A 15,907-nucleotide genomic window follows, 5' to 3' on the forward strand; every position below is an offset into this window, starting at 1 on the left:
ACAGCGCCCCCGAACCCGACCGACCGCACCCCGTCACGCCCGAGGAGGGCCCCATGACCTACGACATCACCCACTGGATCGACGGCCGAGAGGAGCCCGGCACCGGCTCCACCCAGCCCATCCTCAATCCCGCCACCGGGGCCCAGGTCGGCACCGTGCAGCTCGGCGACGCCGACACCGTCGACCGCGCCGTGCAGGTCGCCGCCGCCGCCCAGAAGGAGTGGGCCGGGGTGTCGCTGTCCAAGCGCACCCAGATCCTCTACCGGATGCGGCAGCTGGTCCTCGACGCCGTCGACGAGATCGCCGCCGCCATCACCCGCGAGCACGGCAAGACCCTGCCCGACGCGAAGGGCGAGATCGCCCGCGGCCTGGAGACCCTCGAGTTCGCCACCTCCATCACCCAGGACCTCAAGGGCGGCTTCTCCGAGAACGTCTCCTCCGGCGTCGACGCCCACACCATGCGCCAGCCCCTCGGCGTGGTCGCCGGCATCACCCCCTTCAACTTCCCCGCGATGGTGCCGTTCTGGATGCACCCCATCGCGATCGCCACCGGCAACGCCTTCATCCTCAAGCCCTCCGAGCGGGACCCCTCCGCCTCGAACATCATCGCCCGCCTCTACCAGGAGGCCGGCCTGCCCGACGGCGTGTTCCAGGTGGTCCACGGCGGCAAGGCCACCGTCGACGCGCTGTGCACGAACCCCGGCATCGCGGCCGTCTCCTTCGTGGGCTCCACCCCCATCGCCCAGCACGTGCACGCCACCGCGTCCGCGGCCGGCAAGCGGGTGCAGGCCCTCGGCGGCGCCAACAACCACGCCGTGGTGATGCCCGACGCGAACATCGAGTTCGCCGCCTCCCAGATCGCCTCGGGCGCCTTCGGCTCCGCCGGGGAGCGCTGCATGGCGGTGCCGGTCGCGGTGACCGTCGGCGACGTGCACGAGCGCTTCCTGGAGGCCATCGCCGCCGAGGCGGAGAAGCTGGTGGTCGGCCCCGGCGAGGACTCCGCCACCGACATGCCGCCGGTGATCACCGCCGACGCCCGCGACCGCGTGGTGCGCATGACCGACGAGGCCGAGCAGGCCGGCGGGCGCATCATCGTCGACGGCCGCGGCCTGGTCGTCGCGGGCTTCGAGGGCGGCAACTTCGTCGGCCCCACCGTCATCACCGACCTGGACCGCACCCACTCCACCTACACCGACGAGGTCTTCGGGCCGCTGCTGGTGGTCATGCACGCCGACAACTTCGACGAGGCGCTGGAGCTGGTCAACTCCTCCCCCTTCGGCAACGGCACCGCCATCTTCACCGACTCCGGGCACTACGCCCGCCGCTACCAGGAGGAGGTGCAGGTGGGCATGATCGGCATCAACGTGCCGATCCCGACGCCCGTGGGCTACTACTCCTTCGGCGGCTGGAAGGACTCGCTGTTCGGGGAGCACCACGCGCACGGCCCCGAGGCCGTCGGCTTCTACACCCGCCAGAAGGCCGTCACCACCCGCTGGCCGGCGCAGAACGAGACCGTCGAGAGCTCGATGAGCTTCCCGACCCACGACTGAGCCCCTTTCCCGGCCCGCCGTTCCCGTCTCGAAGGAGAGACCCCAGATGACCGACCCGACTCCCGCCGGATCCCCGGACCGCTCCCGCAACCCGGAGGCGCCCTTCGACCGTCTCACCATCGGGGTGTGCCCCGACCAGTGGGGCGTGTGGTTCCCCGAGGACCCGCAGCAGATCCCCTGGCGCACGGCGATGGCGGAGATGGCGGAGGCCGGGTTCTCGGTGATGGAGACGGGGCCCTGGGGATACTTCCCGCAGGACGCGGCGCAGCTGCGCTCGGTGATGGACGAGCACGGCTTCCGCGTCGTCGCCGGCACCGGCTGGGGCGTGCTGCACCAGGCGGAGGCGTGGCCGGAGACCGAGCGCACCTTTCGGGCGATCGCCGAGACCCATGCGGCCGTCGGTGCGGAGTACATGGTGCACCTGCCGCCGATGTACCGCGACGAGAAGACCTGGCAGTTCACCGACGAGCGGGAGCTCAGCGGCGAGGCGTGGCGGCAGTACGTCACCAACGCCAACGAGTTGGGACGCATCATGAAGCAGGACTACGGGCTGACCATGGTGCTGCACCCCCACGGGGACAGCCACATCGAGACCCCCGAGGAGATCGCCGCGATCTTCGCCGCCACCGACCCGGAGGTGGTGTCCTTCTGCCTGGACACCGGGCACGTGGTCTACGGCGGCGGCGACCCGATCGCGATGATCGACGAGTACCCCGAGCGGATCGGCTACGTGCACATCAAGGCCTTCGACCCGGACATCACCCGGCAGGCCCACGAGGAGGACTGGCCCTTCGGGGAGGCCGTCGCCAAGGGCGCCTCGGTGCGGCCCCCGGCGGGCCTGCCGGACATGCGGGACCTGGTCGCGAAGCTCGCCACCCTCGACAAGGACCTGTACGTGATCTGCGAGCAGGACCTCTACCCCTGCGACCCGTCCCTGCCGCTGCCCAACGCGATCGCCACCCGCGAGTTCCTGGCCGACTGCGGCCTGGGCCTGCGCTGACCCGCGCCCCGTCGTCGACCCCCTGACCTGCGAAGGAGACCCGTCATGGTGAAGGTCCTGCTGGATCCGAGCATGTACCACCCCCACCTCTCGGTCGCCGAGGAGCTCCACAAGGCCGCCGAGCTCGGCTACCGCTACCTGGAGCTGTCCCCCCGCGCGGACTTCCACGAGTGGCACCACTACCCCAAGGTGGACCGCCACCAGATCGCCGAGGTCCAGCAGGCCATGCGGGACAGCGGGGCGAAGATCTGGACGTTCAACCCGGTGTTCGACTGGGCGAGCCCCGACGAGCAGGAGCGCCAGGCGCAGGTGCGCAACTGGAGGCGCCTGCTGGAGATCGCCGACGCCCTCGAGGTGCCGCTGATCGCCACCGAGTTCTCCGGCGATCCGAACCGGCCGCGCGAGAGCGAGCACCAGTTCTACCGCTCGATGGAGGAGCTGATCCCCGTCTTCGAACGCTACGGCATCGAGTGCACCATCGAGGCCCACCCCTACGACTTCGTCGAGGAGAACGACCGGGCCGTGCAGATCATCCGCGGCGTGGACCGGGACTGGCTGAACTACGAGTTCTGCTTCCCGCACGCCTTCCACCTGGGCCGGGGCGCCCGGGACCCGCGGGCGATGATGGACTACGCGGGGGAGAGGCTGCGCCACCTGCACATCGCCGACGTCTTCGACCACACCGCGAACGTCGGCAACCGCTACATCGTGAACCCGCCCGGCGTCGACGCCCGCGTGCACCAGCACAACGAGATCGGCAACGGGGAGATCGACTGGGACGCCGCCTTCGCCTCCCTGCGGGAGCGGGAGTACGACGGGCCGGTCTCGGTGTGCGTCTTCGGCTGGGAGGAGGAGGCCGACGCGATCCACCGCCGGATGCGCGAGCGGATCCTCGCCGAGCTGGGGGGCGACTGAGCATGGGTGGCACGGGCACGGGTGGTACGAGCATGAGAGGCACGAGCACGGCGGCCGGTTCACCGGTCGGACCGGAGCCCGAGGGCCCGCGCGAGCTGGGCGTCGGCGTGATAGGCCTGGGCTGGATGGGGCGGCTGCACGCCACCTCGTACCAGCGGGTGCGTTCGCGCTACCCGGAGCTGGGGGTGGCGCCCCGCCTGGTCGCGGCGGCCGATCCGGTGCCCGCGAACCGGGAGGCGGCGCTGTCGCAGTACGGGTTCGAGCGCGCCGTGGGGACCGTGGAGGAGCTGCTGGCCGACCCGGCTGTGGACGTGGTCTCCATCTGCTCCCCGAACGCCCTGCACCGGGACCTCGCGGTCGCGGCCGCGAAGGCCGGCAAGCCCTTCTGGATCGAGAAGCCGATGGGCGTCTCCGCCGCGCAGTCCCGGGAGATCCGCGAGGCCGCGGACCGGGCGGGCGTCGCGACCGCGGTGGGCTTCAACTACCGCCACGCCCCCGCGATCGCCCACCTGCGCGAGCTGGTCTCCGCGGGACGGCTGGGCAGGGTCACGAACGTGCGCTGCTGGTTCGTCGCGGACTACGCCGCCTCCCCCGACGGCCCCCTGACCTGGCGCTACAGCCGGGAGCTGGCCGGCAACGGGGTGATCGGGGACCTGCTCTCCCACGGCGCGGACCTGGTGCGGTACGTGACGGGGCAGGCGGTCGCCGAGGTCACCGCGATGACCGACGTGTTCATCCCGACCCGCCCCATCCCCACCGGCGCGGGCATCGGCAACCAGGCCCGCGAGGTCTCCTCCGAGCACGGCCCGGTGGAGAACCCGGACTGGGTGGCGGCCCTGGCGCGGCTGGACGGCGGGGCGCAGGCCACGCTGGAGTCCTCCCGCGTGGCGCGCGGTCATCGCAGCGACTACGCGATCGAGGTGTTCGGCACCGAGGGCTCGGCCCGCTGGTCCTTCACCCGGATGAACGAGTTCGAGGTGCAGATCGGCGACGGCGGCACCGAGCACGGCTACACCACCGTGCTGGCCGGCCCCGGCCACGGCGACTTCGCCCGCTACCAGCCGGGCCCCGGCATCCCCATGAGCTTCGACGACCTCAAGACCATCGAGGCCGCCGCCTTCGTCTCCGACGTCACCCGCGGCACCCACCGGGCCCCGACCGCCGCGGACGGCCTGCACGCCGCCGAGGTGGGCGAGGCCATCGACCGCTCGGCCGCCTCCCGCGCCTGGGAGGCCGTGCCCGGCGTCTGATCCGCGGGCGGGTGTCCACCGGATGCACTCAGGTGACAGGTGGGATGCATAGTGCACGCCACCTGTCACCTGAGTGCATCGGATGGACAGGGCGGGGCGGTGGGGCACGCGTGCCGACTTCCAGGCCGGGGCCGCGAGGCACCCGCGCGGCCGCTCAGGCGGGGGCGGGGTCGTCCTCGTGGAGGCGGCGCTCGGGGTCGGGGACGCTGGCCAGGAGGTTGCGGGTGTACTCCTGCCGGGGGTCGCCGAGCACGCGGGCGGTGGGGCCCTGCTCGACCACGCGGCCCTGCCGCAGCACGGTGACGTGATCGGCCAGTGAGCCCACCACGGCGAGGTCGTGGCTGATGAACAGGCAGGCCAGTTCGGCGCCGGCGATCGCCTCGCGCAGCACGTCGATGACGTGCGCCTGGATGGTGACGTCCAGGGCGCTGGTGGGCTCGTCGGCGATCAGCAGGGAGGGGCCGTGGATCAGCGCGCGGGCGATGGAGACCCGCTGCCGCTGCCCGCCGGAGAGCTCGTGCGGGAGGCGGCTCGCGTAGGAGCCGGGCAGCTGCACCAGCTCCAGTGCCTCCCGCACCCGGGCCTCTGTGCCGCCGCGGGGGGCGTGTCCGGCCAGGTGCAGCGGCTCGGCGATGGACCAGCCGATGGTGCGGCGCGGGTTCAGGGAGGACGCCGGGTCCTGGAACACCATGCCCAGGCGGGCGTAGGTGCGGCGGCGCTCGGCGCGGCCCCGCGCGGAGGGGTCCACGCCGTCCAGCTCCACGGTGCCGGCGGTGACCGGGACCAGTCCGGCGATGGCCTTGCCCCAGGTGGACTTGCCGGAGCCGGACTCCCCCACCAGGCCGTGGATGTGGCCGGGGGCGATCTCGAGGGAGACGTCGTCCAGGGCGCGGTGGCTCGCGCCGCGGCGGCGGTACTCGACGCTCAGCCCCTCGACCCGCACGGCGGGCGGGGCGCCCTCGGGCACCTCCGGCGGGACGATCTGGGCGCGCGCCGCCACGGACTCCTCCAGCCGCGGCACGGCGGTCAGCAGCTCCCGGGTGTACGTGTCCTGGGGGTCGGTGAGCACCTGCCGCAGCGTGCCGGCCTCCCGCACGGCGCCGTCCTTCAGCACCACCACGGTGTCGGCGATCTCCCCGACCACGCCCATGTCGTGCGTGATCAGCAGGACCCCCACCTCGCGCTCGGCGACGATGCGCCGCAGCAGCTCGAGGATGCCGCGCTGCACGGTGACGTCCAGCGCGGTGGTGGGCTCGTCGGCGATCAGCAGCTCCGGGTCCCCGGCGAGCGCGAGCGCGATGATCACGCGCTGCAGCTCGCCGCCCGAGAGCTCGTGCGGGTAGGAGCCGGCGGTGCGCCCGGGATCGGGCAGGCCCACCGCGGCCAGCAGCTCCGCCGTGCGCTCCCGCACCCGCTCCCGGCCGCGCAGGTCCTCCCGCACCGCGAGCACGTCCCGGAACACGGCGGACACGGTCATCACCGGGGAGAGGGAGCGGCCGGGCTCCTGGAAGACGGTGCCGACGCGGCGGGCGCGGATCCGCCGCAGGTCCCCGGCCGAGCGGCCGACGAGCTCGTCCCCGCGCAGCCGCGCGCTGCCCGCGACCCGCGCGCCCGGGGGCTGCAGGCCGATGGTGGACATCGCGGAGATGCTCTTGCCGGAGCCGGACTCGCCGACCAGCGCGGTGATGCGTCCGGCCTGCACGCTGAGGTCCAGGCCGGACACGATGGTCCGTTCGCCGATCTCCACGTGGAGACCGGCGAGGGTGAGGAGCTCGTCGCCGTCGCTCATTCGCCCAGCGTCACCGTGAGGTAGTTCGGGTAGGCGGGGAACTCGCCGATCACGAAGGTGGAGACGCCGGAGCCGTGGATGAAGGAGTTCTTCGAGTAGATCAGCGGCACCACCGGGGAGTCCTCGAGGATCTGGCGGTCCACGGCGACCCACCGGGCCTGCGCCTCCTCGGTGTCCAGGGTGGAGGAGGCCTCGAGGATCGCCTCGTCCACCTCGGGGTTGTCGTAGCGGGAGACGTTGTAGTTGCCCTCGCCGATCTGGCTGGAGTCGAACAGCGGGGTGAGGTTCGCGTTCGGGGAAGGCACGTCGGGCTGCCAGGAGCGGATCAGCAGGTCGTAGGCGCTGCCGTCGCCGGCGTACACCTCGGAGCTGTAGGCGTTCTCGTCCATCGTCTCGATGGAGACGGTGATGCCTGCGCGGTCCAGGCCCTGCTGGATGGCCTCGGCGGCCGAGGTCTGGTCCTCGGTGATGACCAGGCGCAGTTCGAGGTCGGTGGCGCCGGCCTCCTCCAGCAGGCGGGTGGCCTCGTCGACGTCGCCGCTGGGGTCCTCGGCGTAGAGGTTGTACTCCTCGCGGCCGGCGATGCCGGGGGTGATCAGGGTGGTCGCGAAGTCGCCGGAGATCTCCCCGCCCTTGGAGGTGCGGTAGGCCTCCTTGTCGACGGCGTACTGCAGGGCGGTGCGGACCTGCACGTCGGACAGGGCCTCGGACTGGGTGTTCAGCGCCAGGTACTCGAGCGCCCCGGGGCCGGAGGTCACCAGGCGGTCGCCGACGTTCGGGTCGTTCTGGGCCTGCACCAGCTGGGCGGTGGGCACGAAGCTGGCCAGGAAGGAGTCCTGGGCGTCGCCGGTGTCGGCGATGATCGACTGGGCCACGACGCTGGCGTCCTGGGCGAGGGCGAACTCGATGGAGTCGGGGCCGCCGGTACGGGCGTCGTCGGTGTCGGCGGACCAGTTCTCGTTGCGCTCCAGCACGACGCTGTTGCCGGCGGAGTAGGAGGCGATCCGGTAGGGACCGCTGGCGACGGGCGCGGTCGCGTAGCTCTCGGGCTCGCCGGAGTCCTCGGGGACGGGGGCGAAGGCGGGGGTGGAGGCGATCCAGCCGAAGTCGCCGTAGGGGCGGTTCAGGTGCAGCACCAGGGTGAGCTCGTCGGCCGCCTCGATGGAGTCGAGGTGCTCGCCGTCGAAGGGGCCCTCGTAGTCCTCGCCGCCCTCGAGCAGCACCTTGTGGTAGCTGAGGCCGCCGGTGAGCTCGGGCGCGAAGGAGCGCTCCAGGCCGTACTTCACGGTGGCGGCGGTGATGGGGGTGCCGTCCTCGAACAGCAGCCCCTCCTTCAGGGTGAAGGTCCAGGTCTGGCCGCCGTCGGAGGGGGTGCCGGTGTCGGTGGCGAGGTCGGGGATCAGCTCGGTGGGGGCGTCGGCGCTGGTGTTCCAGGCGGTGAGGCGGCGCGCGGTCAGGCCCAGGGAGGTGATGGCGAGGGACTGGCTGGTCGCCGGGTCGAAGCCCATCTCCTCGCTGTTGGTGTAGATGGTCAGGGTTCCGCCGGTGGAGCCGCCCGAGCCGCTGTCGGAGCCGCCGGAGCAGGCGGCGAGGGCCCCGAGACCGAGGGCGAGGGGGCCGGCGGCGAGCAGGACGCGACGGGTGGGGCGGGTGGTCATGAGGCGGTCTCCTGAGGGGTCGGTGCGGAGGGGGTCGAATCGTGGCGGCGACGGCGGCCGCCGTCGGCGAGCCGCTTGTCGAGGACGGGTCGCAGCAGGTCGGCGCTCAGGTTGGCGAGGACGATCAGCAGCGAGCCGAGGAAGGTGGCGCCGACGATGACGGGCAGGTCGGCGGTGGAGGTGGCGTCCAGCAGCAGGGCGCCCAGGCCCGGCAGGCCGAAGATGCGCTCGGTGATGACGGCGCCGGCGAGCAGCGCGCCGACGTCGAGGGCGATGAGGGTGACCAGCGGGACGGCGAGGTTGCGCAGGGCGTAGCGGTCGATGCGGCGCTCGGGCAGGCCGGCGGCGCGGGCGGTGCGGGCGTAGTCCAGGCCGAGCTGCTCGATCATCGAGGAGCGCACCAGGCGGGCGTAGATCCCGCCGTAGATGAAGGCCAGGGTGGTCCAGGGCAGGATCAGGTGCCGCGCCCACTCGACGGGCCCGTCGAGGAAGGGCTCGTAGCCGCCGCTGGGCAGCCAGCCCAGGCGCAGGGACACCACCACGACCGCGAGCAGGCCCACCACGAAGGCGGGGGCGGAGGCGCTGACGACGGACAGGGCGGTGACCACGCGGTCCAGCAGCGAGCCGGGGCGGCGGGCGGCGAGCATGCCCGCGCCGATGCCGAGCACCGACTGCAGCACGATCGCGCCGAGGGCGATGGACAGGGTGATCGGGAAGCGCTCGGCCAGCAGGCCGGTGACGTCCTGGTGGTACTGGAAGGAGTAGCCGAGGCACGGGGCGGCGCACTGCACGGCCGCCTCGGCGCTGCCGTAGGTGCGGCCCGCGACGATGCCGAGGAAGAAGGTGCCGAGCTGGTTCCACCAGGGGGTGTCGAAGCCCATGAAGCCGCGGGCGGCCTCGAGGTCCTCCGGGGAGCAGGGCTTGCCGCACATGCGCAGCGCCGGGTCCACGGGGGTGAGGTAGAAGATCGCGTAGGTGAGGGTTAGCACGACGACGAGGACGCCGAGGCTGCGGGCGATGCGCTGCAGGGCGAGGCTCATGCCGCACCTCCACGGGGGTCGAGGGCGTCGCGCAGGGTGTCGCCGAGGATGTTGAAGGCGAAGGTGACCAGGAACAGCGCGGCGGCGGGGAACAGCAGGAAGGCGGGGTCGACCAGCAGCCAGTTGATCGCGTCGCCGATGGAGCGGCCCCAGGAGGGGGTGGGCGGCTGCATGCCGACGCCGAGGAAGGACAGCGTGGCCTCGGCGGCGATGCGGCCGGGCAGGGAGATGCAGGAGTAGACGATCGCGGTGGAGGCGACGTTGGGCAGCACCTGGTGGCGGAACAGGTGGCCGAAGCGGGCGCCCATCACCCGGGAGGCGGTCACGTAGGGCTGGCTGACCACGACGCGGGTCTCGGCGGCGACGACGCGGGCGATGGTGGGCCAGCCGAACATGCCGATCACCAGGGTGAGCAGCAGGGCGCGGGGCGCCTCGGGCGGGAACAGCGCGCTCAGGGCGATGGCGAACACCAGGAAGGGGAAGCCGAGGGTGACGTCAGTGGCGAAGTCCACCAGCTTCTCCACGGCTCCGCCGACGGCGCCGGCGATCACGCCGAGCACGACGCCGATGAAGGTGGCCAGGAGCGTGGAGGCGAGGCCGACCAGCAGCGAGACGCGGGCGCCGTAGACGACCAGGGAGAACAGGTCGCGGCCGGTGCTGGGCTCGACGCCGAACCAGTGCTCGGCGCTGACGCCGCCGAAGGCGCCGAGCGGGGCGGTGTCCGCGCCGAGGGCGTCGGGGTCGTAGCTGAAGGGATCGTTGCCGCTCAGGGCCGTGATCTGCGGGGCGAACAGGGCGGCGAGCACGCTGATCAGGACGATCCCGGCGGCGGCCAGGGGCACGGGGCGCAGGAAGGCGCGCCACAGGGAGGGCCGCGCGGGGCGGTCCTCGCGGCCCGGCGGGGTCTCCACCGGCGGGGACGTCGTTGCCGTCATCACCACAGCTTTCGATCATCAAAACATCAGCATTGGACAGTATGGCACCGCCGAGGCCGCCGCCGGGAGCCCGGTCGGTCACACTCCGACCAGGTCACACCCCGGGGTCCAGGGAACGCGCCGGACGCGACTCGGCGCGCCCGGACTCCACGGGACGGAGGGGCGAGGAGGACCCTCATCCCTGGCCGATCCCCAAGATCTAGCCATGTGTAGCGAGGTATAGGGAATCGCTATACATTTCTATAGATCGCTAGAGACCCCGGGAGACAGATGGATCCGATCCGCAACCCCTACGTGCCCGGAGCCGGGCGCCGCCCTTCGGCGCTTGTCGGGCGTGACCCCGTGATTCGGGACTGGGCCATTTCCCTGCAGCGCGCTGAGGCAGGGCGCACGGATCAGCCGATGATCCTGTACGGACTCCGAGGCGTCGGCAAGACCGTGCTGCTGACACGCCTGCGCAAGGATGCCGCCGCTCGCGACTGGCTGACCGTCCATGTCGAGGCGGGTTCACGACGGAGCCTGCGCGAGATGACCGGCGAAGGCCTCTATGGGCCGTTGTCCGACCTCGCTCGCCCCTCAGCCGGCTCCCAGCTCCTCCGCGCGCTGAAGACCGCACTGTCCTTCAAGGCGTCCTACGACTCCACCGGCACCTGGAGCTTCGGCCTCGATCTGAGTGGCGCCTCTGGCGGCGCAGCGAACAGCGGGGTCCTGCTGACGGACCTGACCAAGGTGGTCCACGACGTCGCGATGGCGGCCGGCGAGTCTGGCGCGGGCCTGGCCGTGCTCATCGACGAGGCCCAGGACCTGACCGCCGACGAGCTGACCACCCTGGCCGCCATCATGCAGTCCGTCGCAACCGATGATGTTCCCGCACTCTTCGCCCTCGCCGGACTGCCGAGTCTTCCGCAGACGCTCGCCGAGGCGAAGTCCTACTCGGAGCGCTTCCGCTACCACCCGATCGAGAAGCTGGGTCGCTCCGAGGCCGAGGCGGCTCTGGTCGAGCCGGCGTCAGGAGAAGGGGTGCGCTGGACCGGTGACGCGCTGAGCCACGTCGTCGCGGCCGCCGGGACGTACCCGTACTTTCTCCAGCAGTTCGGGCAGGAGTCCTGGAACGTCGCCGACGGCACGACGATCGAGGTCAACGACGCCCGCCTGGGTGTCGCGCTGGGTCAGAACCACCTGGACAACGGCTTCTTCCGGGCACGGTGGGACCGGACCACCGGCGCGGAGAAGTCCTACCTCCGAGCCATGTGCCCCGAAGGCGACCGCTCGGTGGCGACCGGCGAGGTCGCCGCACGGCTCGGACGATCCGTCGGGAGCCTGGGACCGGCGCGCGCCACTCTCATCCATAAGGGTCTGATCTACGCCCCGGATCACGGGATCGTCGCTTTCACCGTTCCCGGGATGGCGGCGTTCATCGATCGTCAGGTCCCCTAGCGCGATGACGACGAGACTGCGCTGGGACGACCTGCCCGCCTCGGTCCGCGCCCGGGTGGCCGGGGCGCTGGGCGCGGAGGTGGTGGCCACGCGCCCCTGTCGGGGCGGCTTCTCGGCGAGCACCGCCGAGCTCGTCACCACGAGCGACGGGGCGAAAGCGTTCGTGAAGGCCGTCCGCCCCACCGACGGCGGGGACTCCTTCGCGAACAATGAGCGCGAGGCCGCGACCCTGGCCGCCCTGCCGGGGGACGTGCCGGCCGCCGCCCTGCGGGACGTGTTCCGCGAGGGCGAGTGGCTGGTGCTGGTCATCGAGGCGGCGCCCGGGGAGATGCCCGCCCAGCCCTGGCGGCCGGCGCAGCTGGACCGGGTGGTGGCCACCCTCGGGGAGCTGGCCGCGGCCGCCACACCCTGCCCCGTCCCGGACCTGGCCGGCACCGAGCAGGTCCTCGGCCCCGACCTGCAGGGGTTCGCGCGGCTCGCGGCCGCTCCCCCGCCGGGCCTCGACGCCTGGGTCGCGGGGCGTCTGCCGGAGCTGGTCGAGGCCTCCGAGCGCGGCATCGCGGCGCTGGCCGGAGACACCCTGGTCCACACCGACCTCCGGGCAGACAACATGCTGCTGGCCGAGGACGGCACGGTCACCCTGGTGGACTGGGCGCACGCCTCCTGCGGCTCGGCCCTGACCGACCGGCTGCAGCTGCTGCTGTCGATCCTCGATCCGGACGGCGTCCTGCGGATCAACGCCCGCATCGACGCGCTGCTGCACCTGCTGCGGGAGCGCTGGGCGGACTGACCCCGCCCGCCCGTCCTCAGCGGGCGGCGCCCACCCGGGCAAGGTGCTCGTGGATCAGGGAGACCACGCCTGCGCCCTCGCCGGTCGCGGAGGCCACGCGCTTCATCGAGCCGGAGCGCACGTCTCCCGCGCAGAAGACTCCGGGCACGGAGGTCTCCAGGCCCTCGGGCGGGAGGTCGCCCCGCCAGTCCTCGCGGGGCACGTCACGGCCGGTGAGCACGAAGCCCTTGGGGTCGCGGCGCACCGACTCCGGCAGCCAGTCGCAGTTCGGCTCGGCGCCGAGCAGCAGGAACAGGCCCTGCACGGCGCGGCGCTCGGGTGCGGCGCCGTCCTCGACGGTGCTCTCGGTGTCGATCCAGGCCAGGTCGCCGGTCTCGTCGGCGCCGCCGTCGACGACGTGGGTGTGGCCCTGCACGGTGATGCGCGGGTTGGCCTCGATCTCGGTGATCAGGTAGGCGGACATGGTGGGCCGCAGGTCCTCGCGGCGCACCATGATCGTCACCGAGCGGGCGAAGCGCGCCAGGTGCACGGCGGCCTGACCGGCGCTGTTGCCGCCGCCGACGACGACCACGTCCCGGTCGACCATTTCCCGGGCGGCGCTCATCGCGGCGCCGTAGTGCACGCCGCGGCCGGAGAGCGCCTCGAGGCTCTCCACCCCGAGGCGGCGATAGGCGACGCCGGTGGCGACGACGACGGCGCGGGCCTGCAGGCAGCCGGCCTCGGTGTGCACCTCGTGGGGCTCCCCGTCGGTGCCGGGGACCAGGCGCTCCACCTCCCAGCCGGAGAAGAAGCGGGTACCGAAGCGGGTGGCCTGGCTGCGGGCGCGGGTGGCGAGCCGCATCCCGGAGATGCCGCGGGGGAAGCCCAGGTAGTTGCGGATCATGGAGCTGGTGCCGGCCGGCCGTACAGCTCACGGGCGAGGGTGCGCACGTCCGGGCAGAGCTGCACGGGACGGCCGGGGGCGGCGACCAGCGGCCAGACGCCCTCTTCCCCCTCGTGCTCGGCGAGCGCCGCCTGCCCGGCCTCGGACTCGGGGGCGTGCATGCCGTGCGGGGAGCCCAACCGGAACAGGTAGTCGTGCAGGTCGCGGGCGACGGGATGCCCCTCGGGGGCGATGATGCGGAGGGTCTCCACCTGCGGCGGGGCGACGGTGGCGGTCCACTCGTTCAGCAGCTCCACGACGGGCGAGTGGAACTCCTCGTCGCGCACCCCGCGGGGCATCAGCAGGTGCGCGTCGAAGGCGCCCATCTGCACCTTGTGGCGCATCTTCTCGACGTGGTCCAGGAAGTGCGACCAGGGGGTGACGGCGAGGCGGCGGGCGGTGGGGACCATGGCCCGCTGGGCGTGCAGGGCCTCCTTCATCTCGCCCATCGGCACGGTCGTGTCCAGCACCATCAGGGCCAGCGGCACCCCGGCGGCGTCCTGCGCGTCGATCCGGGCGAGGGCGTCGGCGAAGGAGCTCTCCACCTGCTTCTGGTACTCGTGCTGGTAGCGGGCGAACTGGGCGCGCAGCACGTCGATGTTGTCCTGGGTGAGCAGCAGGATGACGGGGGCGTCGGCGGGGGCGAGCGGGATGGTGGGGGTGCTCATCGGGGCTCCTTCGCGGGTGGGACACGTGCGGGTCAGGCGGTCACGCGGTGCACGAAGCACCAGCGCCAGGTCTCGCCCGGCTCGCAGGACTGCATGACGGCGTGCTCGGTGTCGTGGAAGTGGCGGGTGCCGTGGCGGCCCGGGGAGCTGTCGCAGCAGCCGACGTGCCCGCAGTCCAGACAGCGCCGCAGCGCCACCCAGCGGGTGCCCTCCTCGAGGCACTCGGGGCAGGCAAGGTCGTCGGCCTGGGTGGCGGCGGGCACGGAGGGGTGGGAGCGGAGGTCGTCGCAGGTGCCGCCCTCGCCGCTGCCGGTGGCGACCATCAGGGGGCGGACCTCCTCGGCGACGTCGCCCTCGTCGAGCATCGACTCCTCGACGTCGAGCATGCCGAGCACCTCGCGGATCACCCCGGAGGGCACCTCGCCCTCGGAGCGGATCTCCAGCACACGGGCCCGTTCGGCGCGCAGCATCCGGCGTCGCACCCGGGTGTAGGCCTCGCTGGGCGACTCCTCCCCCGCCGTGGTGGACAGCCGCTCCCAGGCGGCGAAGTCGCGCTGCTCGACGCGGTTGCGGATGTCGGTGCAGACCTCGGCGGGGGCATCGGCCTCGCACTCGGCGAGCTCGGCCAGCCCGGCCTCCCCCGCCTTGTGCAGCAGGCTGGCGCGGGCCAGGGCGTCGGCGGCCGGGTCCTCGGGCCGCACGTGCAGCTTCCGGGTGAGCCAGGGCAGGGTGAGTCCCTGCAGGTAGAGGGTGCCCAGCACGACGGTCAGCGCGGCGAGGACCAGCACGTCGTGGTGGGGGACGCCGGCGGGGATGACGAACACGGCGGCGATGGTGACGACGCCGCGCATGCCGGCCCAGCCGATCACCACGGCGTGGGAGAGGGGCTCGCGCTCGGCGGGGGCGCGGCCGAGGTTCTGGATCATCGTGACCGCGCCGACCCACACCATGCGCACCACGATCACCGTCAGCAGCACGACCAGGCAGAAGCCCAGCGCCGCGAGGCCGGAGGCGGCGGAGTCCAGACCCGCGATGATCCGCGCGGCCTGCAGGCCGATCAGCAGGAACACGGCGTGCTCGAGCAGGTAGGCGATGGAGTTCCAGGTGATCCGCTCGGTGATGCGGGAGCCGGAGGTCTGCACGATGGGGGCCTTGTGCCCGATCAGGACGCCGGCCACCACCACCGAGATCACCCCGGAGGCGCCGATCTCCTCGGCCACCAGGTAGGCGGCGAAGGGGATCACCAGGGAGATGCCGGTGTCGATCAGGGGGTCGCGCACGAAGCGCCGCACCCGGATCACGACGGCCGCGACCAACAGGCCGATCAGCAGGCCGCCGCCGGCGGCGACCAGGAAGTCCCGGCCGATGGTGAGCACGGCGACGCTGCCGGAGATCGCGGCGATGGCGGTGCGCAGGGACACCAGGGCGGTGGCGTCGTTGAACAGCGACTCGCCCTCGAGCACGGTGACGATCTGCCGGGGCAGGCCGATGCGGCGGGCGACGGCGCTGGCGGAGACCGCGTCGGGCGGGGCGACGACGGCGCCGAGGGCGATGGCGACGGCCCAGCCCACCTCGGGCAGCAGCTGCATCACCACCACGGCCACCACCAGGGTGGTCACCACGGGCAGCACCACCGACAGCAGGATCACCGAGGTGAGGTTCGCGCGGATGTCGAGGATCGAGGTCTGCAGCGCAGTGGCGTACAGCAGGGGCGGCAGCAGGCCGAACAACACCATCGCCGGGGTCAGCTCGACGGTGGGCACGAAGGGCAGGAAGGAGGCGATCAGGCCGACGGCGAGCAGCACCATCGGCGCGGGGATGCGCAGCCGGGAGGCGAGGGCGGTACCGGCGAGCACGGTGATGGCGAGGCCGACGATGAGCAGCAGGACGTCCACGGCGATGATTCTGCCTCAGCGCGAGGGTCGATCCGTCCGCTGTGCCCGGCCCCCGTGA

Annotated in this window: 13 protein-coding genes; 6 read left to right on the forward strand and 7 right to left on the reverse strand. The window is 72.6% G+C overall.

The window, feature by feature from the left end:
* Window positions 1–53: 53 nt before the first annotated feature.
* The 4 genes from OM98_RS03205 to OM98_RS03220 are packed head-to-tail and all read left to right on the forward strand — an operon-like array spanning window position 54 to window position 4,715.
* The gene (locus OM98_RS03205) at window positions 54–1,550 is read left to right on the forward strand and encodes a CoA-acylating methylmalonate-semialdehyde dehydrogenase (RefSeq protein WP_010533131.1); all 1,497 of its coding nucleotides are present in this window, start codon (window positions 54–56) and stop codon (window positions 1,548–1,550) included.
* Between the two features lie 46 nt (window positions 1,551–1,596).
* Window positions 1,597–2,550, forward strand: a complete 954-nt coding sequence (locus OM98_RS03210) for a TIM barrel protein (RefSeq protein WP_010533132.1) — start codon at window positions 1,597–1,599, stop codon at window positions 2,548–2,550.
* 45 nt (window positions 2,551–2,595) lie between these two features.
* Window positions 2,596–3,465, forward strand: a complete 870-nt coding sequence (locus OM98_RS03215; RefSeq protein WP_010533133.1) for a sugar phosphate isomerase/epimerase family protein — start codon at window positions 2,596–2,598, stop codon at window positions 3,463–3,465.
* Between the two features lie 32 nt (window positions 3,466–3,497).
* A complete protein-coding gene (locus OM98_RS03220; RefSeq protein WP_083837677.1) occupies window positions 3,498–4,715 on the forward strand; it encodes a Gfo/Idh/MocA family protein in 1,218 nt (405 codons plus the stop codon).
* Window positions 4,716–4,869: 154 nt separating this feature from the next.
* Here OM98_RS03220 and OM98_RS03225 read toward each other — a convergent pair whose 3' ends face one another.
* Genes OM98_RS03225 through OM98_RS03240 form a run of 4 tightly spaced genes read right to left on the reverse strand, consistent with a single transcriptional unit; the run spans window position 4,870 to window position 10,137 of the window.
* The gene (locus tag OM98_RS03225; RefSeq protein WP_010533135.1) at window positions 4,870–6,504 is read right to left on the reverse strand and encodes an ATP-binding cassette domain-containing protein; all 1,635 of its coding nucleotides are present in this window, start codon (window positions 6,502–6,504) and stop codon (window positions 4,870–4,872) included.
* Window positions 6,501–8,162, reverse strand: coding sequence for an ABC transporter substrate-binding protein (locus tag OM98_RS03230; RefSeq protein ID WP_010533136.1), 1,662 nt, complete (start codon window positions 8,160–8,162; stop codon window positions 6,501–6,503). The genes OM98_RS03225 and OM98_RS03230 overlap by 4 nt, the downstream gene beginning before the upstream one ends.
* Window positions 8,159–9,202 (reverse strand): ABC transporter permease, encoded by a 1,044-nt coding sequence (locus OM98_RS03235; protein ID WP_010533137.1) that lies wholly within the window; start codon window positions 9,200–9,202, stop codon window positions 8,159–8,161. The genes OM98_RS03230 and OM98_RS03235 overlap by 4 nt, the downstream gene beginning before the upstream one ends.
* A complete protein-coding gene (locus OM98_RS03240; protein WP_050812634.1) occupies window positions 9,199–10,137 on the reverse strand; it encodes an ABC transporter permease in 939 nt (312 codons plus the stop codon). The genes OM98_RS03235 and OM98_RS03240 overlap by 4 nt, the downstream gene beginning before the upstream one ends.
* A 270-nt stretch (window positions 10,138–10,407) precedes the next feature.
* Here OM98_RS03240 and OM98_RS03245 point away from each other — a divergent pair, with 270 nt between their 5' ends.
* Window positions 10,408–11,574, forward strand: coding sequence for an ATP-binding protein (locus OM98_RS03245; RefSeq protein ID WP_010533139.1), 1,167 nt, complete (start codon window positions 10,408–10,410; stop codon window positions 11,572–11,574).
* Window positions 11,575–11,578: 4 nt separating this feature from the next.
* The gene (locus tag OM98_RS03250) at window positions 11,579–12,364 is read left to right on the forward strand and encodes an aminoglycoside phosphotransferase family protein (RefSeq protein ID WP_010533140.1); all 786 of its coding nucleotides are present in this window, start codon (window positions 11,579–11,581) and stop codon (window positions 12,362–12,364) included.
* A 16-nt stretch (window positions 12,365–12,380) separates the two neighbouring features.
* On the opposite strand, the gene OM98_RS16085 is transcribed toward OM98_RS03250, so the two are convergent.
* From OM98_RS16085 to OM98_RS03260, 3 genes are read right to left on the reverse strand one after another with little or no spacing between them, the layout of a single operon-like run.
* Window positions 12,381–13,247 (reverse strand): NAD(P)/FAD-dependent oxidoreductase, encoded by an 867-nt coding sequence (locus OM98_RS16085; protein WP_245528708.1) that lies wholly within the window; start codon window positions 13,245–13,247, stop codon window positions 12,381–12,383.
* Entirely contained in the window at window positions 13,244–13,954 is a 711-nt protein-coding gene (locus OM98_RS16090) for a response regulator (protein ID WP_245528709.1), read from the reverse strand. Before OM98_RS16090 ends, OM98_RS16085 begins: the two co-directional genes overlap by 4 nt.
* Before the next feature lie 32 nt (window positions 13,955–13,986).
* Window positions 13,987–15,849, reverse strand: coding sequence for a cation:proton antiporter domain-containing protein (locus tag OM98_RS03260; RefSeq protein WP_010533141.1), 1,863 nt, complete (start codon window positions 15,847–15,849; stop codon window positions 13,987–13,989).
* Window positions 15,850–15,907 lie beyond the last annotated feature (58 nt).

Source organism: Brachybacterium squillarum M-6-3 (genome assembly GCF_000225825.1).
GTDB classification, from domain to species: domain Bacteria; phylum Actinomycetota; class Actinomycetes; order Actinomycetales; family Dermabacteraceae; genus Brachybacterium; species Brachybacterium squillarum.